Here is a 22,213-nt window from a genome sequence, read left to right on the forward strand (position 1 = left end):
CCTCGATGTCGGGACGCGGATGCGGTAGGACGGGAACGTGATGGACCGTGCGGCCCTGGCCGAGTTCCTGCGTCTCCGCCGTGGCGCGCTGCAGCCGGAGGACGTCGGGCTGCCCCGCGGGCAACGCCGCCGAACCGAGGGGCTGCGGCGGGAGGAGGTCGCCGTGCTCTGCAGCATGTCGACCGACTACTACGCGCGACTCGAGCGCGGCACGGGGCCACACCCGTCCGAGCAGATGACGGCAGCGATCGCGCAGGGGCTGCACCTGTCGATCGACGAACGCGACCACCTGTTCCGGCTCGCCGGACACCACCCGCCCGCGCGGGGGACCACGAGCGAGCACGTCGGTCCGGGGATGCTCCGGATCCTCGACCGACTGGTCGACACCCCTGCGGAGATCGTGACGGAACTCGGCGAGACGCTCCGGCAGACCCCGCTCGGACGGGCACTGACCGGGGACGTTGCGCAGCGCTCCGGACCGGCTCGGAGCCTGGGCTACCGGTGGTTCACGGACCCGGAGGCGCAGGCCGCGTACCCGCCGGAGGAACGGCTCCTGCTGTCCCGCGTCTACGCCGCCGGGCTCCGCGAGGTCGTGACCCTGCGCGGTCCGGGGTCCCACGCGGCGTCCCTGGTCGACGCCCTCCGGGACGACGCAGCGTTCCGCGCGGTGTGGGACCGACACGAGGTCGGCATCCGGCCGCCCGAGGTCAAGCGGTTCCTGCACCCCGTGGTCGGTGCGCTCGAACTGGCGTGTCAGACGCTTCTCGACACGGAGCAGTCCCACCGGATGCTCGTCTACACGGCCGTGCCCGGCAGTCGGAGTCACGAACGGCTGCAGCTGCTCGCCGTGGTGGGGTCGCAGGACATGGCCGCTGTCGGGGACGCCCCGGGGAGCCACTGACCGACAGGTCCTGGATGCGGCCGGGGCGGAGCCGGACCATGGGGACACACACCCGTCGTCCCCGGAAGGACACCCCATGCCGACCACCCCGAAGCTCGACCTCCCCGACCAGACCGGCACCCTCGCCGTCGTCACCGGCGCCAGCGACGGCCTGGGCGCGGTGATCGCGCGACGGCTCGCCGCTGCCGGCGCCGAGGTCGTCATGCCCGTCCGGTCCGCCGACAAGGGGGAGCGGGCGGCCGCACGCATCCGACAGGCCGTGCCCGCGGCGACGGTCCGGGTGATGCCCCTCGACCTGTCCCGACTGGACTCCGTCGACGCCCTCGTGCTGCAGCTCGCGGAAGACGGCCGTCCGGTCGGCCTGCTCCTCAACAACGCCGGGGTGATGCGGCCTCCGACCCGACAGGAGACCGCGGACGGGTTCGAGCTGCAGGTCGGCACGAACCACCTCGGGCACTTCGCGCTGACGCTCGGGCTGCTCCCACTGCTGCGGGCCGGCCGTGCACGGGTGGTGCACCAGACCAGCGTCGCCGCGCGGACCGGGTCCCTCGAGCTCGACGACTTCGCGCAGCAGCGACGGTACGACGTCATGCGGGCCTACAGCGCCTCGAAGATCGCCGTCGGGCTGTTCGCACGGGAACTCGACCGCCGGAGCCGCGCCGGCGGATGGGGCATCACCAGCACCCTCGCGCACCCCGGCGTCTCGCCGACCAACCTGCTCGCCGCCCAGCCCGGGATGGGACGGGAGCGCGCCGGCGGCGAACGGCGGGTGATCGAGGTCCTGGCGCGCGTCGGGGTCCTCGGCACCGTGGAGAGCGCGGCGCTCCCCGCACTGCTCGCCGCGACCAGCACCGACGAGCACACCGACGTGTTGTACGGCCCGAAGCGCACCGTCGGGGGACCGCCCGCGCGACGCCCGCTGTGGAAGCCGTTCACCGACACGGCGACGGCGAGCGCGCTGTGGGACCTGTCCGCCGAGCTCACCGGCGTCCGGGTGTGACCACCGGCCGCTGGACGGTGAGCGCGCCGATCGACGGAGGCACCACGGGCCTCGGCCCTGTCGGCCGGTAGACCCGTGGTGCCTCTCATCAAGGTGCAGGGGTGAGGTCAGTCCTTCTGATCTGCATCCCACTTGATCGTCAGGATCGAGTTGAGGACACCGGATCCGGCTTGAACCTCCACGGGACCTTCGTTCCCGTCCACAAGCACTCGAGTTGCCTGCGCCGAACAGGAACCGTGCTTCACGTCATCCCATTCAACGAAAACTGATTCGCCGACATTGAGAACTCCGAATGACCGGCCCTCAATTGTGCTGAAGTGCGCCCAGACGCCACCGTCGACATTCGCGACATCGATGACGCCCCATCCTTCATCGGCGTTCCAGCTGCAAACTACTCCGGGTTCTGACATCGATGCTCCTCAGCAGGAGGTGGCGGACCCGCAGCGGTTACCCGTCGCGGTGAACGAACCGTACACCTGAAGGGTCGCAGTGCCGTTGCCCTTCACGCGCCAGGTGTACAGGCCCGAGTACGCGATGTGCGTTCCATCGGGCGAGCCGCTGTAGTTGCCGTGGAACTGGTACACGCACTCCTCTGTGTGGCCGGACTGCGCCTTCTGCGTCGCGCCGTTCTTGGTCCAGTGCTGCGGGGCTTCCACCACGTCACCGACGACGGTGGCGCAGTCGGCGGGCGAGAGCTTGATCCCCCACGGAACGGTGCTGCCTCCGCACTGGTGCTGCACCGTGTAGCTCAGGTTCGCGTCCGAGAACTTGTAGAACTTGTTGCAGAGCAGCTTCGCTCCCTGCGGGCCGGCCACCGCGGGGGCCGCAGCGGCTGAAACCGCCCTGCTCGACTGAACGGACGCGGCTGCCGGTTGATCCGAGTTCACGTCGTCGGCTGGCGCGACGTCCTGTACCGACTGCAGCGTGCCGGTCGAGGTCGTCGTCTTCGAAGTCCCGTCGGCTTGAGTGATCGTGAGCGTGCTGGAGAGCGGTACGTCGGCGTCCGGCGTGGTGACCGCGTGCGCAGGTGCCGCGAGAGTGATGGAGAGAAGGACGGCCCCCAGTGGCAATGTCCAGAGTACGGAGCGCTTCTTCGTGATTCGCATGGTGTTCCCCTCAAGCGCCCCCTTGCCGCGTGAGCGGGAGCAAAGCACGCAGCTTCTTGCCTGACAAGACGCATTCGCGAACCGAAGGCGAAACCGCACCCATTCCGGGTCGATCTATGGACAGTTTCAGCCCCGCTCCATCTTGCAGATCTGTCGCGACGATTCGGTTTCGCGCTGGAACAATTACTTCGAATCGATTCGGCGCAAGAAGCCGGAGCCGGCGGAGCCGCCTCCGGGACGCCTCGCGTGCGTCCCTGCCGAAGGCGGAGTCCACCCCGACAACGAGCAAGCGTGCACGGCGCACTGCTCCTGACTCGCCGGGAAACGTTCGCCGACTGAGGCAGCACCGAGGAACGCGCTTCGGTGACGAGTTGTGCGCGAAGGCGACATGTCATCTGCGCGCCGACGACAAGCGGCGGCCCCAGGGAGCCCAGCGGACCAGGGGATGGGCGGTGCCGTCCTGCACAGCGACGGCAAGCGCGACTTGTTGCGCGTTCGAGAGGCTGGAGTCTCAACTCCTTCGAGCGAAGACTCATCTGGGTTGAGAACGACAGCGATGGACATGTCTGGAATCGGAGCGAGTGACGGGAATCGAACCCGCGCTACCAGCTTGGGAAGCTGGAGTTCTACCATTGAACTACACTCGCGCGCCCGCTCAGCGGGACTCGACCACCATAGCGGATTCTCCGCTGGAAGCCAGCCGACCGCCCGCCGTGCGCCGATCCACCGGGTCCGCCCCGAGCCTCCCGTGTCTCTTCTGTGAGCCGCCCCGCCTGACGGACAGGTGTCGGGCGCGTGTGTAGCGTCCAGGGGGTTCCAGCGACCCCGACCGAGGAGGACACGGATGGTCAGACATCCCCTCATCGACGACGTGGTCGGCCCCGCCATCGTGGTCGACTCCGGCTCGCAGGTGGTGTGGCTGACCGAGGCGCTGGCCTCGCTGCTGCGACGTGCGTCCGACGCCGGCCGGACGGTCGTGCTCCGTACCGAACCGGGCGCCGCGCTGACGCCGGCGCTCCGACACGCACTCGGTGCACACGGCGCCGCCTGGGCGGTCACCGACCCGGACGGCACCCTGCGCGACGGACGCACCGGGGTCCGGGCGGAACGCATCGAGGACTTCGTCGAGCACGGGCCCGAGCTGCTGGGACCGCCGTCAGCGGAGCACCCCGCGGCCACCGGCTCGGTCCGCCAGATCAGCATCGACCTGACACTGCGGCACCACGCCGAACGCGCGATCGACATCGGTTCCGCGATCGAGGCGCTCTGCCACACGGTGGGCGCCTGCCCGGACCGCTGGGGGACCGTCGAGCCGCTCGCCGTGCCCTGGGACCGGTGGGTCGTGACCCAGTACGCCAAGCACGAGGCGCCGGGCATCAGCACGTCCTACGCCGTCGGCGAGGGCTTCTCGGCGACGATGACCGCACACCTGACCGACACCGTCGTGATCGAGACGATGTCCGCCGTCCTGACCATCCCGGACGAAGGAACGGATCCGCAGCTGGCCGAGCGCATGCTCGCCGCGGTGCACCGTGTGGCCGAGGACGTCGTCCCGGTGTTCGGTGTCGTGATGCAGCGCCGCGGGGACGCCGACCACCTGGTGCGCGCCGTCGCGCACGGCGAGCCCTCGCCGCTCGCGGTGATCGTCGGTCCCGAGGCCGTCTCCTTCCTGGACCGCGGCGAGGTCTGGCCGCCGCCGCACACCTCGACGTCGACCTTCGGCGATCGCGGCGACGGCGACCACGGGCTCATCGTCCGGCTGGAGGACGGCTGGACCGCGCTCGAGTCCTTCCTGGACCGCATCGACGAGGACCGCTTCCTGCAGCTCGTCGGTGGCGCCCCGCTCGACCCGGCGCACGACGAGGGCACCCTCGACGGACACGTCGGAGCGAGCCTGCCGGGCGGCCACAGTGCCCCGTGACGTGACCCTGCTGTGTCGCGGCGCGGTCGAGGCGCGCGAGGTGGCCGAGGCCCTGCTGCTCCACGACGACTCGTGGGGCGTCCGGGCGCTCGACGATGGCCCGATGCTGCAGGTGTGCCGCGACGCCACGCACCCGGTCATCACCGTGCTCGGAGTCCGTCGGGTTGACTCGCTCGACGAGGTCGTCCGGATCCTGCCGGATGCCCCGGCGCTCACCGTCCCGCTCTGGTGGGTGGACACGGTGACCCCGGCCGGGGCTGACGGTGAGTCCGGGATCACCGCCGCGCTCGAGGCCGCGATGGACCTCGACGCCGTCTGCATCGTCCACGGCGACTGAGCCGCGACCGGGCGGGTGCGGTCTGGCGCGGGCGGTCTGAGCACGGTGCCGCCTTCTCGCCCCGTGCCGCGTTGGCGGCCTGGTGCGGGGAAACATCCCCGCACCGAGCCACTGACGGCGCACGGACGGCGAACCGAGCACGGTGCGACCCGCCCACTACGCGATCAACCCCGCACGGTGCTGGACCGTCAGTCGCGCTGACGCATCGCCGCCAGCCGCTCGTTGTAGGCCTTGAGTTCGGCGTCGCCGTCGCGCTCGGCCTGGCGGTCCAGGCGCTTGGCGTCGCGGCCGTCGGACTTCACCCAGTTCCGCACCACGAGCAAGGCGACGAAGACCATCGGCAGCTCGGAGGCACCCCAGGCGATGCCGCCGCCGGTGTGCTGGTCGGCGAGCAGCCCCACGTCGTTCGTCTGTCCGAGCGCGTGGAACCAGTCGGCCGCGTACACGGACTGCGACGTCATCACCGCGACGCCGAAGAACGCGTGGAACGCCAGGGTCGCCAGCAGCGCGATGATGAGGATCGGGTAGGCGGGGCGCTTGGGCCCGGGGTCGATCCCGACGAAGACCCAGAAGAACAGGTAGCCGCTCAGCACGAAGTGGACGACCATCGCGACGTGCCACTCGTGCGACTGCATCGCGAACTGGAACGCCGGCGTGAAGTAGAACACCACGAGCGACCCGGCGAAGATGACCCCGGCGACCGCCGGCTTCGCCATGAACTGCATGTAGCGGGAGTGCACGAAGAGCATCAGCCATTCGCGAGCACCGCGTGACCCGTCGTTGCGGACCGGCAGCGTCCGCAGTGCCAGCAGCACCGGGCCGCCGAGGACCAGCGGCAGCGGCACGAACATCATGAGCAGCATGTGCTGGATCATGTGCGACGAGAAGTGGATCATGCCGTAGACGGACGGTCCGGCCGAGGTCGTCCAGATGAAGACCGCGCAGCCGATCAACCACGAGATCGTCCGCCCGACCGGCCACGAGTCGCCGCGCTGCCGGAGCTTGCGGACCGCGAACAGGTACCAGCCGGCGCCGACGACGGCGAGCGCGAGCCACACCCAGTCGATGTGCCACTGCGTCAGGAAGGTGTGCAGGGTCTGGGCCGGCGGGTACGGGTAGCCGATCAGGCCCGAGCGGGTGTCCTCGCCGGTCTCGGGCGTCTGCGGGATCGGCGGCTGACTGCGTGACACGGCCACCGAGACGCCGATCGCGATCGCCATGAAGACGACCTCGGCCAGGGCGAAGCGCGTGAACGAGCGGCGGTCGAGCGGCGAACGCAGCAGTGCGGGCACGAGCTTGCGGCGCTGGACGACCCCGGCCAGGCCGAGCAGCACGAGGATCACGGCCTTGACGGTGATGAGCGCACCGTACGTCGTCGTGACCAGGTCGAGCGGGCCGGTCAGGCGGAGCGACGCGTTGACGATCCCCGAGAACGCGACGGCGGCGAACGACCAGCCGGCCAGGGTGGAGTACCGGGCGACGACGCGACCGGTGGCACCCTTCGTCCGGGTGCGCAGGACCAGCACGGCGACCAGGCCACCGGCCCAGACGCACACCCCGATCAGGTGGATCGCGAGCGAATTCACCGCGTTGGCGTGCTCGAGCGACCCGGCGGCGTGCCCGGACAGGGCCAGGGGCAGCAGGGCGAACAGGCCGGCGACCGTGGCGACGGCGAGCGTCGTGGCCCGGGTGGCGAACGCGGCGAGGACGGTCGCGATGAGGATCGCCACCGCGGACACCACGAGCGACTGCCCGATCTCGACCTGGAACGCGAAGACCATGAAGTTGCGGGCGAAGAGCGGCGAGGTGATCGAGGACCCGAGCGTGTTGGCGCCCGTGAAGACGATGCCGACCACCGCGGCCAGGAACCAGACCGCACCGGTCGTCGCGGCCCAGCGCACGGCGCGGTGCTGCACGCTCGACATGGCGCCGTGGTCGGCCTTCTGCGCGGGGAGCGCGAACGCGGCGACGATGAGCAGGCCGATGGTCAGCGCGGCCATGGTGTCGTGCACGGCGCGCGCGATCGGCAGGCCGTACTGCACGAGGTCGCCCGCCGACACCAGCTGTTGGTCGGCGGTGAAGGCACCGGTCACCGTCATGCCGATGATCGAGCACGCGACCGCCAGCGGCAGGGCGATCGCGAGCACGGTCGCGACGGTGGACGTGCGAGCGGTGCGGGGCGCGGATTCCGGACCCGCGCCCGGCGCGGGGGCTTCGGACGTGGTGAGGGTCATCAACCTGTTCCAGGGACGCTTCCGTCCGCGGTTCCGCGGACCCTCCATCGTAGGCGCTCGGGCCTGGCCGCCACCTGCGATCCGTCAGATCCGACGCTCCCAGATCCCCTCGCTGCCGACCCCGACGAAGCCGACCGCCTCGTTGACGTCGAGCATCGGCCGGTTCTCCTCGGCGTTGAACGTGATGATCGACGGGTGCCCGGCGTGGTCGCGCTCGATCGTCTCGATGCCGATGACCTTCAAGAGCCAGCCGAGCCGGTGTCCGCGGTGCTCGCGGAGGACCAGGGTGTCCCCCTGGAAGACCGGCTGTGCGATGTTGTGCGCTACAGCCAGCTGCGTGAAACCGGCCAGGATGGTGCTCGGCACGTGTTCGACGGCCACCGTCAGCATTGTGCGCGGTGACCGGGCGAGGTGCGACTCGTGCTCGACCAGCCGGTCGGTCGTCCACACGTCCTCGGGCTCCTCCATGTCGCCCTCGGGTGCATCCGTGCTCATCCGCGTGTGCAGGAGAGCGATGTCCTGCTGCCACGCGGGCGGCGTCGGACCGATCCACGCGTGCACGCGGTACTCGGCTCCGGCAGCGAGCGACGCACGGTCGAGCAACGTCCGCACCAGGGACTGATCGGCCGGCAAGCGCAGGCGGCTGATCCGGTTCACCTGGCCGAACCGCCACCCCCGCCCGGACAGGAACCGCACGGCCGCCTCGTCCTCCGGGACCGCGCCGTGTCCGGTCGGGGCCTGCAGGTACCCGGCCCCGGCTGCGGGTCCGACCTGCCGGGTCATCGCGTACGTCTTCCACTGCGTGCGTCCTTGGTCCCGTGCGATGGCCTCGAGGTGGTCGGCCAGCAGGGTCCCGACGCCGCGGCGCTGGTGGTCGGGGGTGACCGCGATCGCGATCCAGCAGTTCGGGGTGCCCGGTGCGGTCTTGGTGTCGTACGCACCTGCGGCCACGGTCGTCCCGTCCGGGGCGCGGACCGCGAAGAGCCGACTCGGCGCCTCGGGGTCGAGCAGGTACGGCAGCTGCTCCTCGGGCGTCCACAGCAGCTCCGGCAAGCCCGTGACGTCGACCTCGGCTGCGTTCTGGACCGCCACCCACTCCCGGAACGCCCGGACCCGACCCGGGTCGTCCGTCATGGTGGTCGGTACGTCGAGCTCGATGACGCGGTACACGGTCGTTCCTCCCGCTGGCGCGCACGGTGCGCGGGCTGCCGAGCAGCATATCGGGTGCGCCGGTCGCCGCCGCTAGGATCCCTTCCGTGCTTCTCTCCGACCGCGACATCACCGCCCAGCTCGCCGCAGGCCGGATCGGCCTCGATCCCCACGATGCCTCGCTCATCCAGCCGTCGAGCATCGACGTCCGGCTCGACAAGTACTTCCGGCTGTTCGACAACCACAAGTACCCGCACATCGACCCCGCGCTCGACCAGCCCGACCTGACCCGACTGGTCGAGACCGACCCGGACGAGGCGTTCGTGCTGCACCCCGGCGAGTTCGTGCTCGGGTCGACGTTCGAGGTCGTGACGCTGCCCGACGACATCGCCGCACGCCTCGAGGGCAAGAGCTCCCTCGGTCGACTGGGTCTCCTGACGCACTCGACGGCGGGCTTCATCGACCCGGGCTTCTCGGGCCACGTGACCCTCGAGCTGAGCAACGTCGCGACCCTGCCGATCAAGCTCTGGCCCGGCATGAAGATCGGGCAGCTGTGCTTCTTCCAGCTCTCCAGCCCGGCCGACAAGCCCTACGGTTCGGCCGAGTACCAGTCGCGGTACCAGGGGCAGCGTGGACCGACCCCGTCGCGGTCGGCCCAGAACTTCCACCGCGCGGACGTGTCCCGCCGCGACTGACCCACCGGGGAACCGTCGGCAGAACGATCGGTGCGCCCCGGGTTCAGAATGTTGCATGTTGTGTATCGTGGCGACATGCCTGCAGTCCTGCCACGGCCCGCCCCGCGACCGTCAGCGGCCGAGCTCATTCGTGACGCACGCCTCCGCGCGGAGCTGACGCAGGTCCAGCTCGCGCACCGCGCCGGCGTGACCCAGAGCGTCATCAGCACCTACGAGAACGGACGCCGCGAACCGTCCCTGGCGGCGTTGCAGCGGCTCCTGCTGGCGGCCGGGTTCCTGACCGTGATCGATCTCGAACCCGTGGCCGACGGCCCGTCGCTCCGCGAGCGGGTGCGCCAGCACCGCGACGAACTCGTCCAGCTGGTCGACGAGCTCGGCGGCGCCAACCCGCGCTTGTTCGGCAGCGTCGCCCGCGGCGAGGACGGACCGGACAGTGACGTCGACCTGATGGTCGACCTGCTGCCCGGCCGCGGGATCTTCGCGCTGATGCGGATCCAGGACGCGGCAGAGCTCGTGCTCGGCGTCCGCGTCGACGTCGTGCTGGCCGACGGCATGGGCGACGAGGTCGTCCGGTCGGCGGTCCCGCTGTGAACCGGCAGGTCCGCGAGCGGCTCGACGACGTCATCCGCGCGTGCGGCGTCATCGGTCGGTACGTCGCAGAGCCCGACCTCCCCGAGGACCTGGTCTACGACGCGGTCCGGATGCGCCTGGTCGAGATCGGCGAGGCCGTGCGCATGCTCCCCGTCGCGGTGACGGCGGCCGAGCCGGACATCCCCTGGTCGCGGGTCTCGCTGCTGGGGGAGCGGCTCACGCGGCGCTACTTCGACACGACGCCGGCGATCGTGCTCGGGACCGCGCGGGTGGACGTGCCCCACCTGTGCCAGGCGGCGCGTCGCCTGCGTGCCCGGCACGCATAGCGCCCCGTCGCCCACGTGCGCTGATCGCGGACGGGAGGCGCGGTGCCGGCCAGCACCGCGCCTCCCGTCCGGTTCGTCCCCCGCTGGGAACGAGGACAGGGCCCCGTCCGCGGTGCGGACGGGGCCCTGTCGGGTGGTACCGAGGATCAGCCCTGCTTGGCGAGGTCCTCGAGGGTCGAGTTGCCCTTGTAGGCCTCGACCGCGTTGTCCTTCGTGACGAGGATCGGGGTCAGCTCGATGGCCGGCACCGTCTTCACGCCGTTGTAGTTGTTCGTCTTGTCGATCTTGGTGTCGGGCTTGTCGCCCTTGGCCAGGGTCGAGACCAGGTCGACGGCCGCCTGGGCCTCTTCCGTGGTGTTCTTGTAGATCGTCGAGTACTGCGTGCCCTGCATGATGAGCGGGATCGAAGCGGTCTCCGAGTCCTGCCCGGTCACGACGGGGTTGTCCTTGCCGGCGGCCTTGGTCGCGGTGAGGATCGCACGGGCCAGGGTGTCGTTCGGCGACAGGACGCCGTCGAGCTTGGTGTCACCCGAGTAGTACTGCGAGATCAGGTCGGTCATGCGCGACTGGGCGTTCTGCGCGAGCCAGCCCTTGGTCTGCACCTTCTGGAAGGTGGTCTGGCCCGAGACGACCTTGATGGTGCCGTCGTCGATCTTCGGCTGCAGGACGTTCATGGCACCGTTGAAGAACACGGTGGCGTTGGCGTCGTCAGCCGACCCGGCGAAGAGCTCGACGTTGTACGGTCCGTCGCCCTTCTTCTCCTTCAGGCCCTTGAGCAGCGCCTGGGCCTGCAGCTGGCCGACCTTGTAGTTGTTGAACGCGACGTAGTAGTCGACGTTCTTGGTGTTCAGGATGTTGCGGTCCCAGGCGATGACGACGGCGCCCGAGGACTTCGCCGACTTGACCTGCGAGGTGAGCTGCGAACCATCGGCCGCGCCGATGATGACGGCCTTCGCGCCCTTGGTGATCATGCCCGAGATCTGCGACTGCTGGTCCGGGACGGGGCTGCCGGCGTTGGCGTACTGGATGTCGGCCTTGAAGCCGGCGTCCTCGATCGACTTCTTGAACGCGGCACCTGCGAGGACCCAGTTCTGCGAGGTCTTCGCGGGCAGTGCGACACCGATCAGGTCACCCTTCTTGATGGTCGCGTCGGAACCGCTGCCGGAGTCCGAGCCACGCGACGAGCAGCCGCTGAGGGCGAGGCCCGCGATGAGCGCCAGGCTGAGGCCGGCGACGATCTTCTTGCGCATGTGATTGCTTTCTCTTCGTTGAGGAGGGTGGGGCCGGAGCCCCGCTGTGGGGATGGGGGAACTAGGGGAGGGTGACCTTCTCGGGCTGGTCCTCGATCGAGCGGGGCTGCTGCGCGGCCACCGTGTTCTGCTCGGTGTCCTTCCGCTGGAACTGCCGCATCATGCCGCCGATCAGCGACGGGCGTCCCTGCGACTTCGAGTAGACGTCGAAGGCGACGGCGACGAGCAGGACCAGACCGCGGATGATCTGCACCTTGTTGGACTCGAGGCCCATCAGCTGCAGGCCGTTCGACAGCAGGGCCATCACGAGACCACCGATGATCGAGCCGGAGATCGTGCCGACACCACCGGCGACCGCGGCACCACCGACGAACACGGCGGCGATCGCGTCGAGCTCCCAGCCGGTGCCGTCAGCGGGACCAGAGGCACCGGAGTAGGCGACGAACACCATGCCCGCGACGGCGGCCAGGACGGACATGTTCATCATGACGAAGAAGTTGACCTTCTTGGCCGAGACACCGGACAGGACGGCGGCGCTGGAGTTGCCACCGACCGCGTAGACCTGGCGACCGAAGATCGTGTTCTTCGTGACGAAGCCGTAGATGATCGTCAGGACGCCGAGGATGATCGCGACGATCGGGACCGAGGTGCCGACTGGGCCGGCACCGAACAGGTACGTGGCGACGAGCGTCACGGCGACCAGGATGCCGGTGCGGACGACGGAGACCCACAGCGGCGGCACCTCGGCCTGCATCTTGCGGCGACGGCCACGGCCGCGGGCCTCGATGATGATGAGCGCGGCGATCGTCACCAGGCCGATGAGCAGGGTGCCGTTCGAGTAGCCGAAGTCCGGTCCGAAGTCGCCGAGGAAGCCGGCGCCGATCGGGGTGAAGCTGTTCGGCACGGGCACGGACGTCGAGTTGCCGATGATCTGGTTGACACCGCGGAAGATCAGCTGGCCGGCCAGCGTCACGATGAACGCCGGGACGCGGACGAAGGCGACCCAGAAGCCCTGCCAGGCACCGATGAGGGCACCGACGGCCAGGCCGAGGATGACCGCGGTCCAGACCGGGAAGTGCCACACCGCGATGGACTGCGCCACGATGATGCCGACGACCGCCGCCACCGAACCCACGGACAGGTCGATGTGGCCGGCGATGATCACCATGACCATGCCGAGCGCCAGGATCAGGATGTACGAGTACTGCAGGAACAGGTTGATCACGTTGGTGGGCTGCAGGATGAGCCCCTGGGTGGTGATCGAGAAGAAGATCAAGAGCACGATGAGGGCGATGATCATGCCGTACTGGCCGATGCTGTTGCCCTTGCCGAACAGCAGTTTCAGGTTGTTCATGAGACGGTGGCGCCCTTCCGCGCGGAGGTCATGCTGCGCATGAGCGATTCGGGATCGGCCTGGTCGGCCGGCAGGTCAGCGGTGATCTGACCCTCGAAGATGGTGTAGATCCGGTCGGACAGCCCGAGCAGTTCGGGGAGCTCGGAGGAGATCAGGATGATGCCCTTCCCCTCGGCCGCGAGCTGCTGGATGATGCCGTAGATCTCGAACTTGGCGCCCACGTCGATGCCGCGGGTGGGCTCGTCGAGGATCAGCAGGTCGGGGTCGGTGAACATCCACTTCGACAGGACGACCTTCTGCTGGTTCCCGCCGGAGAGCTTGCCGACGTTGTCCTCGACCGAGGGCACCTTCGTGCGGAGCATCTTGCGGTACTTCTCGGCGACCGAGTACTCCTCGAGCGAGTCGACGACACCGGCCTTCGAGATCTTCTTGAGGTCGGCCGCGACGGTGGAGCGCTTCACGGTGTCGAGCAGGTTCAGGCCGAGCGCCTTGCGGTCCTCGGAGACGTACCCGATGCCGGCGTCGATGGCCTGCTGGACGTTGTTGAGCTTGATCTCCTCGCCGTCCTTGATGACCTGGCCGCCGAGGAAGGTGCCGTAGGAGTGGCCGAACAGGCTCATCGCCAGCTCGGTGCGTCCGGCACCCATCAGACCGGCGAACCCGACGATCTCGCCGCGCTTCACGTGGAAGTTGGAGCCCTTGCAGACCAGGCGCGAGGAGTCGAGCGGGTGCTGCACGGTCCAGTCACGGACCTCGAAGAAGGTCTCGCCGATCTTCGGGGTACGGTCCGGGAACCGGGACTCGAGCGATCGACCGACCATGCCGCGGATGATCCGGTCCTCGTTGACGCCGTCCGCGCGGACGTTGAGCGTCTCGATGGTCTTGCCGTCGCGGATGATCGTGATCTCGTCCGCGATCTGCTCGATCTCGTTGAGCTTGTGGCTGATGATGATGCTCGAGATGCCCTTGGCCTTCAGCCCGACGATCAGGTCGAGCAGGTGCTGGGAGTCGTTCTCGTTCAGGGCCGCGGTGGGCTCGTCGAGGATGAGCAGCTTGACGTCCTTGTGCAGCGCCTTCGCGATCTCCACGAGCTGCTGCTTGCCGACGCCGATGTTCTTGATCTGCGTGTCCGGGTCGTCACGCAGGCCGACGCGGGCGAGCAGGTCCTGCGCACGCAGCTGCGCGGCGGTCCAGTCGATCGTGCCGAAGCGGCCCGGCTCGTTCCCGAGGAACAGGTTCTCGGTGATCGAGAGCTCCGGGATCAGCGCCAGCTCCTGGTGGATGATGACGATGCCGGCCTGCTCGGACTGCTTGATGTTGGCGAAGCGGACTTCCTCGCCCTCGAAGACGATCTCGCCGGTGTAGGTGCCGTACGGGTAGACGCCCGACAGGACCTTCATCAGGGTCGACTTGCCGGCGCCGTTCTCACCGCAGATCGCGTGGATCTCGCCGGCACGGACGTTGAGCGACACCTCGGACAGTGCCTTGACACCCGGGAACTCCTTGGTGATCGACCGCATCTCGAGGATGGTCTCGGGTGCGGTGATCGACCGGGTCTGGAGTCCGGTGTCGATCGGGGTTGACGCCACAGTGCATCTCCTTCTGCCGCAGCGATGCGGCAGTTCTTCGTCTGGTCCCGCTGCGGCAACGAAGGGGCACAGGCGCTGTGCGGACTTCGTTGTCGGGTCCGGTCGTTCCGCTGGCTCGCCGTGATGTGAACGGTCACATCGGCTGGAACGGAGGTAATACTACGCATGGCGTCGGCGCCGCTGTCAATTCGGATTGGTCGCGTTTCGGTAACGGACGCCGCGTCCGCGCGGCTGCGGACATCCGTTGTCCCCCGGTGTGGGGCCGTGGCCCGGCGTGGCGCGGATCGGACGGGAGGCCCGGTGCGGGCCCGCACCGCTCCTCCCGTCCGCCGTTCACCCGCGTTCCGCGGACAACGGGACGTCCTCAGCTGCGGTGACGCGGGGCGCTGGTCGACGCGCGGACGACCAGCTGGGGGACGATCTCGATCGGGCGGAGGCGGTCGTCCTCGTCGGGCAGCAGCAGGTCGACGCACCGCCGGCCCAGGTCGGCGAAGTCGACCTGCACGGTGGTGAGCGGCGGCCAGAAGTGCTTGGCTTCGGGGATGTCGTCGTAGCCGACCACGGACAGGTCGCCCGGCACGTCGAGGCCGTACGACCGGGCCGCGTGCACCACCCCGAGCGCCATTGCGTCATTCGAGCAGAACACCGCGGTGCAGTCGCGGTACCGCAGGAGCTCCCGGCCCGCGTGGTAGCCGAAGTCCGCCGACCAGTCGCCCAGGATCGGCGGTTGCACGGGCTTGTCGCGGTCGGACATCTCGCGCAGGAACCCCTGCATGCGGGCGTCCGCCTCGATCCAGTCCTGCGGGCCCGCGATGTGCCGGACGTACTCGTGCCCGAGGTCGAGCAGGTGCGCGGTCGCCAGGCGAGCGCCCTCCATCTGGTCGACCCAGAGCGCGGTCGGGTCCTCGTTGATGCTCGAGCGCAGCGTGACGTACGGCGTGCGGACGCCGAGCTCCTCGATCAGGTCGAACACCCGCTGCTGCGGGGCGATGACGATGATGCCCTCGACGTCCTGGTCGAGCAGGTGCCCGAGGCCGTCGCGCACCGCGGTGTCGGTCGGTTCGGCGATGTTCGCGGTGGTGATCGAGTAGCCGCGACCGACGGCCGCGTCCTCGATCGCCTGCATCGTCACCGCGGGTCCGTAGTGCGAGCGCTGCGCCGTGAGGACGCCGATCGTGCGGGTCCGGCTGGTGACCAGGGCCCGTGCCGCGCGGTTGGGTCGGTACTGCAGCTGCTCCATCGCGGCCAGGACCTTGTCGCGTGTCTCGGCGCGGATGGCGTCCGAGTTGTTGAGCACGCGGGAGACCGTCTGGTGCGACACCCCGGCGACCCGCGCGACATCGCGGATGCTGGGCGACCGCGGCTGCTGTGTCCGCGTCGACGACATGGGTTCTCGTTTCCCGCTCGGGGCCGTGGCACGCCCATGTGCACGTTCACATCCCGAGCCAGATCATTATGCACGTCCGCGGGCCGGGCGCCACCTGAGCGTCGACCGAGCCGTTGCGCCGGGAGCGCGAACCGGTACCGGGGTGCCACCCGGGCGGCTCCGTGGGCCGACGCGTGGACCCGTCGTCGACCGGGACCATCGGGGCATGGGCAACGTCATCTCGAGGAACGCCGACGCAGCAGGGCTGCTCGGCACCACCATGCTGCTGGTCCTGGCCGGCCGCCACCTGCGCTCCCGCCACGTCATCCGTGGGGTGCTGCTGCTCGCGTGCTGGCTCGTCGTGGTCCCGGTGGCGCTCGTCGTCTTCGTGGTCACGAGCGTGGTCGGGCTGCTCCTGCGGACACGCCGGCGCTGACCCGGGTCAGTCGAGCGCGCTGACCGGACTCAGTCGAGTGCGCTGACCGGACTCAGTCGAGCGCGCTGACCGGGAGCTGCTCGAGCTGCCAGCCGAGCCACGGGCTGAACGCGAACGGCGCCGCCGACACGGCACTGCGCAGGGCGTCCTCGGAGAGCCACTCGTACTCGGAGACCTCGTCGTCGGCGGGCGCGGGGACGTCGTCGGTGACGGCGCGGAACACCGGGCAGACCTCGTTCTCGACGATGCCCGAGGCGTCGACCGCGCGGTACCGGAAGTCGGGCAGCACGGGCTGCACGTCACGGACGGTGATGCCGAGCTCGCGGGCGGCGCGCCGGGCGATCGCGTCCTCGAACGACTCGTCCGGACCGGGGTGTCCGCAGAACGAGTTCGTCCACACGCCCGGCCACGCCTTCTTCGTGAGCGCCCGGCGTGTGACCAGCAGATCCCCGTCGCTGTTCGTCACGTGGCAGCTGAACGCCAGGTGCAGCGGCGTGTGGTCGGTGTGCACCGCGAACTTGTCCGCGGTGCCGATCGGGGTACGGTCCTCGGCGAGCAGCACGACGGTTTCAGGGAAGTGGTTCATCTAGTTCGATAGATTAGGCCAATGACGGACGAAGCGGCCACCGTGGCGCACATCGACCTCGCCCTGGTCGACGACTGCCTGGAGCGCTTCTTCACCGTGTCGTCGGCCCGTGCCCAGGCGTTCGGACGCCCCTCCGAGGAACTCTGGCGCGTGCTGCGCAAGGCCAGCATGGGCGGCAAGCGTTTCCGCCCCCGCATGGTGTTGACGGCCTACGCCGGACTCGGCGGGACCGACGTGCACGCGGCCGCCAACGTCGGGGCCGCGTACGAACTCCTGCACACCGCACTCGTGGTCCACGACGACGTGATCGACCGCGACTGGTCCCGCCGCGGGCAGCCGAACGTCGCCGGGTCCTTCCGCGACAACGGCACGACCGGCGGGCTGCCGCTGCCGACCGCCGAGCACCGCGGCATGAGCGCCGCCGTCATCGCCGGCGACCTGGCGCTCGCCGGTGCGCCACGCTTCATCGAGGCCAGCGGTGCCGACGCTGGCCGTCGTGCGCGGCTGCTCGACCTGTTCGACGACGCGGTGTTCGCGAGCGCCGCGGGCGAGATGGCCGACGTCGACCTGACCCACGGCGTGATGCCCACGGTGGACGAAGTGCTCGCGATGGAGCGGGCGAAGACCAGCGTGTACTCCTTCGAGGCGCCGCTGCAGTCCGGTGCGGTGCTCGCGGGCGCCCCGGAGACGGTGGTCGCCGCGCTGGGGGCCTTCGGCCGGGAGATCGGCATCGCCTACCAGGTGGTCGACGACCTGCTCGGGGTCTTCGGCGACGAGGCCGCGACGGGCAAGACCGCCATCGGTGACCTGCGCGAGGGCAAGCGCACCATGCTCATCGCCTACGCGGCGACCACGGAGTGCTGGGCCGAGCTGGCGCCGTACCTCGGCGACCCGGACCTGACCGAGGAGCGCGCGGCCGAGATGCGCCGCCTGCTCGTGCACTGCGGCGCCCACGACGCCGCGCTGGCCCGCGTCCGCGAGCACACCGCGCTGGCCCGTGCCGAACTCGCTGCGCTGCCCTACGACCTCGCCGTCCGGCTCGAGGCCCTCGTGTCCGAGCTGGTGGAGCGCGTCCGGTGAGCACCGACCACACCGGAAGCACGCACGCCGCGCGGCTCCCGCTCTACGACGCCACGGCCGAGGCGGCGTCCTCCGTCGTCATCGACCGGTACTCCACGTCCTTCGGGCTCGCCAGTCGGTTGCTCACCAAGGACATCCGCGAGCACATCAAGAACGTCTACGCCCTGGTCCGCGTGGCCGACGAGGTCGTCGACGGCCCCGCGACCGAGGCCGGGCTCGACCCGGCCCTCGCGCGCACCGTCCTCGACGAACTCGAGCAGGACACCGAGCGTGCGATCGCACACGGGTTCTCGGTGAACCCGGTCGTGCACGCCTTCGCCCGCACCGCCCGGACGACCGGGTTCGGTGCCGAGCTGACGCGTCCGTTCTTCGCGTCGATGCGGATGGACCTCGAGCAGACCGAGCACGACGACGCCTCGTTCGACACCTACGTGTACGGCTCGGCCGAGGTCGTCGGGCTCATGTGCCTGCGTGCGTTCGTGTACCGCGCGGGCACCCCGACGTTCGACGCCACCGTGCTCGTCGACGGCGCTCGGGCGCTCGGAGCCGCCTTCCAGAAGGTCAACTTCCTGCGCGACCTGCACGCCGACTTCGAGGTGCTGGGACGCTCGTACTTCCCCGGCGTCGACGTCCGCACCTTCGACGAGACCACCAAGCGCCGGCTCGTCGCCGACGTGCAGGCCGACCTCGACACCGCGGCGCGCACCGTCCCCCTGCTGCCGAAGGACGCCCGCAACGCGGTCGGTCTCGCGCACGCGCTGTTCCAAGAGCTCAACGACCGGATCGCCGCCACCCCGGCGGACCGGCTGATCACCACGCGCGTGCGCGTCCCGAACCCGGTGAAGGCGCGGCTCGCCGCGCAGGTGCTCGCCGGACGCGCACCGCTCCGTTCACGAACCCGCACCACCACCCGCCCTGGAGGCTCCCGATGACCCCGCCACGAGCCTCCAGTCAGGAGTCCACGCGCAAGGTGCCCGTCCGCCGCGCCGTCGTGATCGGCGGTGGCATCAGCGGACTCGCCTCCGCAGCGCTGCTGGCGCGGGACGGTTTCGCCGTCACCGTGCTCGAACAGCGCACCCAGCTCGGCGGCCGTGCCGGGTCGTGGGAGCGGGACGGCTTCCGGTTCGACACCGGGCCGTCCTGGTACCTCATGCCCGAGGTGTTCGACCACTTCTTCCAGCTGCTCGGCACCAGCGCCGACGAACAGCTCGACCTGGTGAAGCTCGACCCGGGCTACCGCGTCTACAGCGAGGGCCACGACGAGCCGATCGACCTGCGGGCGTCGCGCGAGGACAACCTCGCGCTGTTCGAGTCGATCGAACCCGGGGCCGGCGCGCGGATGGCGAAGTACCTCGACTCGGCGGCCGACACGTACGACATGGCTGTGCGTCGCTTCCTGTACGGCACGTTCCAGGACCTCCGGAAGCTCGCCGCGCCCGACGTGCTGCTGCGCATGGGCAAGCTCGCCCGCCTGCTGCTGCAGCCGCTGTCGTCGTTCGCCGCGACCGCCGTGCGGGACCGTCGGCTCTGGCAGGTCCTCGGCTACCCGGCGGTGTTCCTCGGCACCAGCCCGTACGCGGCGCCGAGCATGTACCACCTGATGAGCCACCTCGACCTGGCCGACGGCGTGCTCTACCCGAAGGGCGGCATCACCGAGGTCATCTCCGCCGTCGAACGGGTCGCCCGTGCCGAGGGTGCGCAGATCGTCACCGGCGCCCAGGTCGAGCGCATCGCGGTGACCGACGGCCACGTCACCGGGGTCGTGCACCGCGACGACCACGGTGAGCAGCACGTGACGCCGGCGGACGTCGTCGTCAGCGCGGCCGACCTGCGGCACACCGAGATGCAGCTGCTCGACCGCGAGCACCGCACCCACGACGAGTCGCACTGGGCGAAGCGCGACCCGGGTCCCTCGGCCGTGCTCGTCTACCTCGGGGTCGACGGTCCCGTGCCGGGCCTCCTGCACCACACGCTGATGTTCACCGCGGACTGGAAGGCGAACTTCGGCGCGGTGTTCGGCGCCGATCGCCATGTGCCGGACCCCGCCTCGATCTACGTCTGCGCGCCGTCGGAGACCGACCCGACCGTCGCCCCGGCCGGCACGAGCAACCTGTTCATCCTCGTGCCGCTGCCCGCCGACGTCGGCATCGGCAAGGGCGGCATCGACGGCGCCGGTGACGACGAGGTCGAGCGGATCGCCGACCGCGCCATCGACGTCGTCGCCGAGCGCTCCGGTGTGCCCGACCTGCGCGACCGGATCCGGGTGCGCCGGACCATCGGGCCGCGGGACTTCGCCGACGACTACAACGCCTGGAGCGGGTCGATGCTCGGCCCGGCGCACACCCTGCGGCAGAGCGCGTTCTTCCGCGAGGGCAACGCCTCGGCCAAGGTCGCCGGGCTGTACTACGCGGGCTCCTCGACGATCCCGGGCATCGGGCTGCCGATGTGCCTGATCTCCGCCGAGGTGCTGCTCAAGCGCATCCACGGCGACACCTCGACCGAGCCGCTGCCGACGCCCCTGACGCCGGCCGACGGCGTCCCACCGCGACCCGCCGGGCGGGCGCCTCGCACCACGGCGCCCGCGACGGCCGCTGGGTGATGCCCGGTCTCTACCTGCTCGGACTGCTCGTCTCGCTGACGGGCATGGTCGTGCTCGACGCCCGCTTCCGGCTGTTCTTCTGGCGGGCGCCGTGGCGCGCCACGGCCGTGATGGTCGTCGGGGTGGCGTTCTTCATGCTCTGGGACGTCGTCGGGGTCGCGCTGGGCATCTTCTTCATCGGCCCGACACGACTGCTCACCGGCGTGCTGCTCGCGCCGGACGTGCCGCTCGAGGAGCTCTTCTTCCTGCTCCTGCTCTGCTACACGACGATGAACCTGACCGGGTTCGTGCGGCCCCTGGTGGCGCGCGCACTGGCCCGGGGGAGCGACTCGTGACCGGCACCGGGACGTACGCGCTGCTCGCGGTGCCGTTCATCGTCGTGGCCGTCCTGGCCGCCGTCGCCGCGGGGATCGTCGCGGCACGACGTTCCGGCTCCCGCGGGCGAGCAGTCAGCGGGCGCCGGATCGCGATGGTCAGCGGGATCGTGGCCGGGGTCGCCCTGCTCGTGATGACCGTCGTCTTCAACAACGTGATCGTGACGCTCGGCATCGTCGCCTACGACCCGGCGCGGATCAGCGGGGCGCGCATCGGCGCCTTCCCGATCGAGGACCTGGCGTACGCGATCGCCGCCGCCTTCCTGCTGCCCGCGCTCTGGGTGCTGTTCGACCGCACCGGCGGGCGCGACCGCGTCCCCGTGACCGGCGCCGTGCCCGACACCCAGCCACACCCCGAACCGGAGGACCCGCGATGACGGCGACCCCTGCCTCCCGGCAGTCCACCACGCGCGCGCTGTTCGTGTCGTCCCGGCCGATCAGCTGGGTGAACACCGCCTACCCGTTCGGCGCCGCGTACCTGCTCGGCAGCGGTGTCGGGGTCGACGGCGGCGGTGGCTTCTCGCTCGCCGCGCTGCTGATCGGCGTCGTGTACTTCCTCGTGCCCTACAACCTGGCGATGTACGGGATCAACGACGTCTTCGACTACGAGTCCGACCTGCGCAACCCGCGCAAGGGCGGGGTCGAGGGCGCCCTGCTCGACAAGAGCGTGCACCGCACCACGCTGTGGGCCGTCGTCGTGACGAACGTGCCGTTCCTGGTCGCGCTCGTCCTGCTGGGCGGTCCCTGGTCGTGGTTCGTGCTGGCGATCAGTGTGTTCGCCGTCATCGCCTACTCCGCTCCCGGGCTGCGCTTCAAGGAGAAGCCGTTCCTGGACTCGCTGACGTCGTCGACCCACTTCGTGTCGCCGGCGATCTACGGCCTCGCGCTCGCCGGACCGCAGTGGACCGGGCAGCTCGTGGCGGTGTGCATCGCGTTCTTCCTGTGGGGTGTCGCCTCACATGCGTTCGGTGCGGTGCAGGACGTGCTCGCTGACCGGGCCGGCGGCATCGGCTCCGTCGCGACCGTGATCGGCGCGCGGGCGACCGTCCGTCTGGCCTTCGTGGCGTACGTCGTCGCGGGCATCGCGCTGCTGTTCTCGGCCTTCCCCGGGCCGATCGCCGCCGTCGTGGTGATCCCGTACGCGCTGAACGTGCTGCCGTGGTGGAACGTCACCGACGACGCGGCCGAGTCCGCGAACGCGGGCTGGAAGCGCTTCCTGTGGATCAACTACCTGGCGGGCTTCATCGTCACGATGGCGCTCATCGTCTACGCGTTCACCCACTGACGTCGCCGTGGTCGGTGCCGTCACCGGTCCCTGA

23 protein-coding genes and 1 tRNA gene are annotated in these 22,213 nt (G+C 70.0%); 14 read left to right on the top strand and 10 right to left on the bottom strand.

Features of this window, described 5'->3' with window-relative positions:
* The first annotated feature begins 37 nt into the window (after positions 1 to 37).
* Complete coding sequence (locus DEJ13_RS02090; protein ID WP_111107640.1) at positions 38 to 901, top strand: helix-turn-helix transcriptional regulator; 864 nt, start codon at positions 38 to 40, stop codon at positions 899 to 901.
* Positions 902 to 977: 76 nt separating this feature from the next.
* Positions 978 to 1,901 (top strand): SDR family oxidoreductase, encoded by a 924-nt coding sequence (locus DEJ13_RS02095; protein WP_111107641.1) that lies wholly within the window; start codon positions 978 to 980, stop codon positions 1,899 to 1,901.
* A 107-nt stretch (positions 1,902 to 2,008) separates the two neighbouring features.
* Here DEJ13_RS02095 and DEJ13_RS02100 read toward each other — a convergent pair whose 3' ends face one another.
* The 3 genes from DEJ13_RS02100 to DEJ13_RS02110 all read right to left on the bottom strand — a co-directional run bounded on the left by DEJ13_RS02100 (position 2,009) and on the right by DEJ13_RS02110 (position 3,654).
* On the bottom strand, positions 2,009 to 2,311 hold the full coding sequence (locus DEJ13_RS02100; RefSeq protein WP_111107642.1) for a cold-shock protein: 303 nt from the start codon (positions 2,309 to 2,311) through the stop codon (positions 2,009 to 2,011).
* A 9-nt stretch (positions 2,312 to 2,320) separates the two neighbouring features.
* Positions 2,321 to 3,007 carry a hypothetical protein gene (locus DEJ13_RS02105; protein ID WP_146245294.1) on the bottom strand — a complete coding sequence of 229 codons (687 nt, stop codon included), beginning with the start codon at positions 3,005 to 3,007 and terminating at the stop codon, positions 2,321 to 2,323.
* Positions 3,008 to 3,583: 576 nt separating this feature from the next.
* Positions 3,584 to 3,654: transfer RNA gene (locus DEJ13_RS02110), tRNA-Gly, on the bottom strand.
* Positions 3,655 to 3,851: 197 nt separating this feature from the next.
* Here DEJ13_RS02110 and DEJ13_RS02115 point away from each other — a divergent pair.
* Complete coding sequence (locus DEJ13_RS02115) at positions 3,852 to 4,928, top strand: DUF6177 family protein (RefSeq protein WP_056123484.1); 1,077 nt, start codon at positions 3,852 to 3,854, stop codon at positions 4,926 to 4,928.
* 1 nt (position 4,929) lies between these two features.
* Positions 4,930 to 5,265 (top strand): hypothetical protein, encoded by a 336-nt coding sequence (locus DEJ13_RS02120; RefSeq protein ID WP_146245295.1) that lies wholly within the window; start codon positions 4,930 to 4,932, stop codon positions 5,263 to 5,265.
* A 188-nt stretch (positions 5,266 to 5,453) separates the two neighbouring features.
* On the opposite strand, the gene DEJ13_RS02125 is transcribed toward DEJ13_RS02120, so the two are convergent.
* Both DEJ13_RS02125 and DEJ13_RS02130 read right to left on the bottom strand, forming a co-directional pair.
* Positions 5,454 to 7,499, bottom strand: coding sequence for a cytochrome c oxidase assembly protein (locus tag DEJ13_RS02125; RefSeq protein WP_111107645.1), 2,046 nt, complete (start codon positions 7,497 to 7,499; stop codon positions 5,454 to 5,456).
* Between the two features lie 84 nt (positions 7,500 to 7,583).
* Positions 7,584 to 8,669, bottom strand: coding sequence for a GNAT family N-acetyltransferase (locus DEJ13_RS02130; RefSeq protein WP_111107646.1), 1,086 nt, complete (start codon positions 8,667 to 8,669; stop codon positions 7,584 to 7,586).
* Between the two features lie 86 nt (positions 8,670 to 8,755).
* On the opposite strand from DEJ13_RS02130, the gene dcd reads away from it, so the two are divergent.
* The 3 genes from dcd (at position 8,756) to DEJ13_RS02145 (ending at position 10,260) form a co-directional block, all read left to right on the top strand.
* Positions 8,756 to 9,343 carry a dCTP deaminase gene (gene dcd, locus DEJ13_RS02135; protein ID WP_056123471.1) on the top strand — a complete coding sequence of 196 codons (588 nt, stop codon included), beginning with the start codon at positions 8,756 to 8,758 and terminating at the stop codon, positions 9,341 to 9,343.
* A 75-nt stretch (positions 9,344 to 9,418) separates the two neighbouring features.
* The gene (locus DEJ13_RS02140) at positions 9,419 to 9,934 is read left to right on the top strand and encodes a helix-turn-helix domain-containing protein (RefSeq protein WP_056123468.1); all 516 of its coding nucleotides are present in this window, start codon (positions 9,419 to 9,421) and stop codon (positions 9,932 to 9,934) included.
* The gene (locus tag DEJ13_RS02145; RefSeq protein ID WP_111107647.1) at positions 9,931 to 10,260 is read left to right on the top strand and encodes a HepT-like ribonuclease domain-containing protein; all 330 of its coding nucleotides are present in this window, start codon (positions 9,931 to 9,933) and stop codon (positions 10,258 to 10,260) included. The genes DEJ13_RS02140 and DEJ13_RS02145 overlap by 4 nt, the downstream gene beginning before the upstream one ends.
* Before the next feature lie 146 nt (positions 10,261 to 10,406).
* Here DEJ13_RS02145 and DEJ13_RS02150 read toward each other — a convergent pair whose 3' ends face one another.
* From DEJ13_RS02150 to DEJ13_RS02165, 4 genes are all read right to left on the bottom strand, one after another.
* The gene (locus DEJ13_RS02150) at positions 10,407 to 11,510 is read right to left on the bottom strand and encodes a substrate-binding domain-containing protein (protein ID WP_111107648.1); all 1,104 of its coding nucleotides are present in this window, start codon (positions 11,508 to 11,510) and stop codon (positions 10,407 to 10,409) included.
* 61 nt (positions 11,511 to 11,571) lie between these two features.
* Positions 11,572 to 12,864, bottom strand: a complete 1,293-nt coding sequence (gene mmsB, locus DEJ13_RS02155; RefSeq protein WP_111108075.1) for a multiple monosaccharide ABC transporter permease — start codon at positions 12,862 to 12,864, stop codon at positions 11,572 to 11,574.
* Entirely contained in the window at positions 12,861 to 14,384 is a 1,524-nt protein-coding gene (mmsA, locus tag DEJ13_RS02160; RefSeq protein ID WP_111108103.1) for a multiple monosaccharide ABC transporter ATP-binding protein, read from the bottom strand. Before mmsA ends, mmsB begins: the two co-directional genes overlap by 4 nt.
* 433 nt (positions 14,385 to 14,817) lie before the next feature.
* On the bottom strand, positions 14,818 to 15,840 hold the full coding sequence (locus tag DEJ13_RS02165; RefSeq protein WP_056123457.1) for a LacI family DNA-binding transcriptional regulator: 1,023 nt from the start codon (positions 15,838 to 15,840) through the stop codon (positions 14,818 to 14,820).
* Between the two features lie 205 nt (positions 15,841 to 16,045).
* Between DEJ13_RS02165 and DEJ13_RS02170 the strand changes: the two genes are divergently transcribed.
* Positions 16,046 to 16,255 (top strand): hypothetical protein, encoded by a 210-nt coding sequence (locus DEJ13_RS02170; RefSeq protein ID WP_111108076.1) that lies wholly within the window; start codon positions 16,046 to 16,048, stop codon positions 16,253 to 16,255.
* 52 nt (positions 16,256 to 16,307) lie between these two features.
* Here the strand turns inward: DEJ13_RS02170 and idi are convergent, their stop codons facing one another.
* Positions 16,308 to 16,841, bottom strand: coding sequence for an isopentenyl-diphosphate Delta-isomerase (idi, locus tag DEJ13_RS02175; protein WP_111108077.1), 534 nt, complete (start codon positions 16,839 to 16,841; stop codon positions 16,308 to 16,310).
* Positions 16,842 to 16,862: 21 nt separating this feature from the next.
* Between idi and DEJ13_RS02180 the strand changes: the two genes are divergently transcribed.
* From DEJ13_RS02180 to DEJ13_RS02205, 6 genes are read left to right on the top strand one after another with little or no spacing between them, the layout of a single operon-like run.
* Entirely contained in the window at positions 16,863 to 17,921 is a 1,059-nt protein-coding gene (locus DEJ13_RS02180) for a polyprenyl synthetase family protein (RefSeq protein ID WP_111108078.1), read from the top strand.
* Positions 17,918 to 18,853, top strand: coding sequence for a phytoene/squalene synthase family protein (locus tag DEJ13_RS02185; protein ID WP_111108079.1), 936 nt, complete (start codon positions 17,918 to 17,920; stop codon positions 18,851 to 18,853). Before DEJ13_RS02180 ends, DEJ13_RS02185 begins: the two co-directional genes overlap by 4 nt.
* Positions 18,850 to 20,520 (top strand): phytoene desaturase family protein, encoded by a 1,671-nt coding sequence (crtI, locus tag DEJ13_RS02190; protein WP_111108080.1) that lies wholly within the window; start codon positions 18,850 to 18,852, stop codon positions 20,518 to 20,520. Before DEJ13_RS02185 ends, crtI begins: the two co-directional genes overlap by 4 nt.
* Positions 20,520 to 20,855: a lycopene cyclase domain-containing protein gene (locus DEJ13_RS02195; protein ID WP_111108081.1), complete on the top strand. Its 336-nt coding sequence runs from the start codon at positions 20,520 to 20,522 to the stop codon at positions 20,853 to 20,855. The genes crtI and DEJ13_RS02195 overlap by 1 nt, the downstream gene beginning before the upstream one ends.
* Positions 20,852 to 21,271 carry a lycopene cyclase domain-containing protein gene (locus DEJ13_RS02200; RefSeq protein WP_111108082.1) on the top strand — a complete coding sequence of 140 codons (420 nt, stop codon included), beginning with the start codon at positions 20,852 to 20,854 and terminating at the stop codon, positions 21,269 to 21,271. Before DEJ13_RS02195 ends, DEJ13_RS02200 begins: the two co-directional genes overlap by 4 nt.
* On the top strand, positions 21,268 to 22,179 hold the full coding sequence (locus DEJ13_RS02205) for a prenyltransferase (protein ID WP_111108083.1): 912 nt from the start codon (positions 21,268 to 21,270) through the stop codon (positions 22,177 to 22,179). Before DEJ13_RS02200 ends, DEJ13_RS02205 begins: the two co-directional genes overlap by 4 nt.
* Positions 22,180 to 22,213 lie beyond the last annotated feature (34 nt).

Origin of the sequence: Curtobacterium sp. MCLR17_007 (assembly GCF_003234655.2) — a bacterium.
GTDB lineage: Bacteria > Actinomycetota > Actinomycetes > Actinomycetales > Microbacteriaceae > Curtobacterium.

Coding starts and splice junctions, on each gene's coding strand:
- DEJ13_RS02095 (WP_111107641.1), top strand. CDS start 978: ATGCCGACCACCCCGAAGCTCGACCTCCCCGACCAGACCGGCACCCTC.
- DEJ13_RS02100 (WP_111107642.1), bottom strand. CDS start 2,311: ATGTCAGAACCCGGAGTAGTTTGCAGCTGGAACGCCGATGAAGGATGG.
- DEJ13_RS02105 (WP_146245294.1), bottom strand. CDS start 3,007: ATGCGAATCACGAAGAAGCGCTCCGTACTCTGGACATTGCCACTGGGG.
- DEJ13_RS02115 (WP_056123484.1), top strand. CDS start 3,852: ATGGTCAGACATCCCCTCATCGACGACGTGGTCGGCCCCGCCATCGTG.
- DEJ13_RS02125 (WP_111107645.1), bottom strand. CDS start 7,499: ATGACCCTCACCACGTCCGAAGCCCCCGCGCCGGGCGCGGGTCCGGAA.
- DEJ13_RS02140 (WP_056123468.1), top strand. CDS start 9,419: ATGCCTGCAGTCCTGCCACGGCCCGCCCCGCGACCGTCAGCGGCCGAG.
- DEJ13_RS02150 (WP_111107648.1), bottom strand. CDS start 11,510: ATGCGCAAGAAGATCGTCGCCGGCCTCAGCCTGGCGCTCATCGCGGGC.
- mmsB (WP_111108075.1), bottom strand. CDS start 12,864: ATGAACAACCTGAAACTGCTGTTCGGCAAGGGCAACAGCATCGGCCAG.
- mmsA (WP_111108103.1), bottom strand. CDS start 14,384: ATGCGGTCGATCACCAAGGAGTTCCCGGGTGTCAAGGCACTGTCCGAG.
- DEJ13_RS02165 (WP_056123457.1), bottom strand. CDS start 15,840: ATGTCGTCGACGCGGACACAGCAGCCGCGGTCGCCCAGCATCCGCGAT.
- DEJ13_RS02170 (WP_111108076.1), top strand. CDS start 16,046: ATGGGCAACGTCATCTCGAGGAACGCCGACGCAGCAGGGCTGCTCGGC.
- idi (WP_111108077.1), bottom strand. CDS start 16,841: ATGAACCACTTCCCTGAAACCGTCGTGCTGCTCGCCGAGGACCGTACC.
- DEJ13_RS02180 (WP_111108078.1), top strand. CDS start 16,863: ATGACGGACGAAGCGGCCACCGTGGCGCACATCGACCTCGCCCTGGTC.
- crtI (WP_111108080.1), top strand. CDS start 18,850: ATGACCCCGCCACGAGCCTCCAGTCAGGAGTCCACGCGCAAGGTGCCC.
- DEJ13_RS02195 (WP_111108081.1), top strand. CDS start 20,520: ATGCCCGGTCTCTACCTGCTCGGACTGCTCGTCTCGCTGACGGGCATG.
- DEJ13_RS02205 (WP_111108083.1), top strand. CDS start 21,268: ATGACGGCGACCCCTGCCTCCCGGCAGTCCACCACGCGCGCGCTGTTC.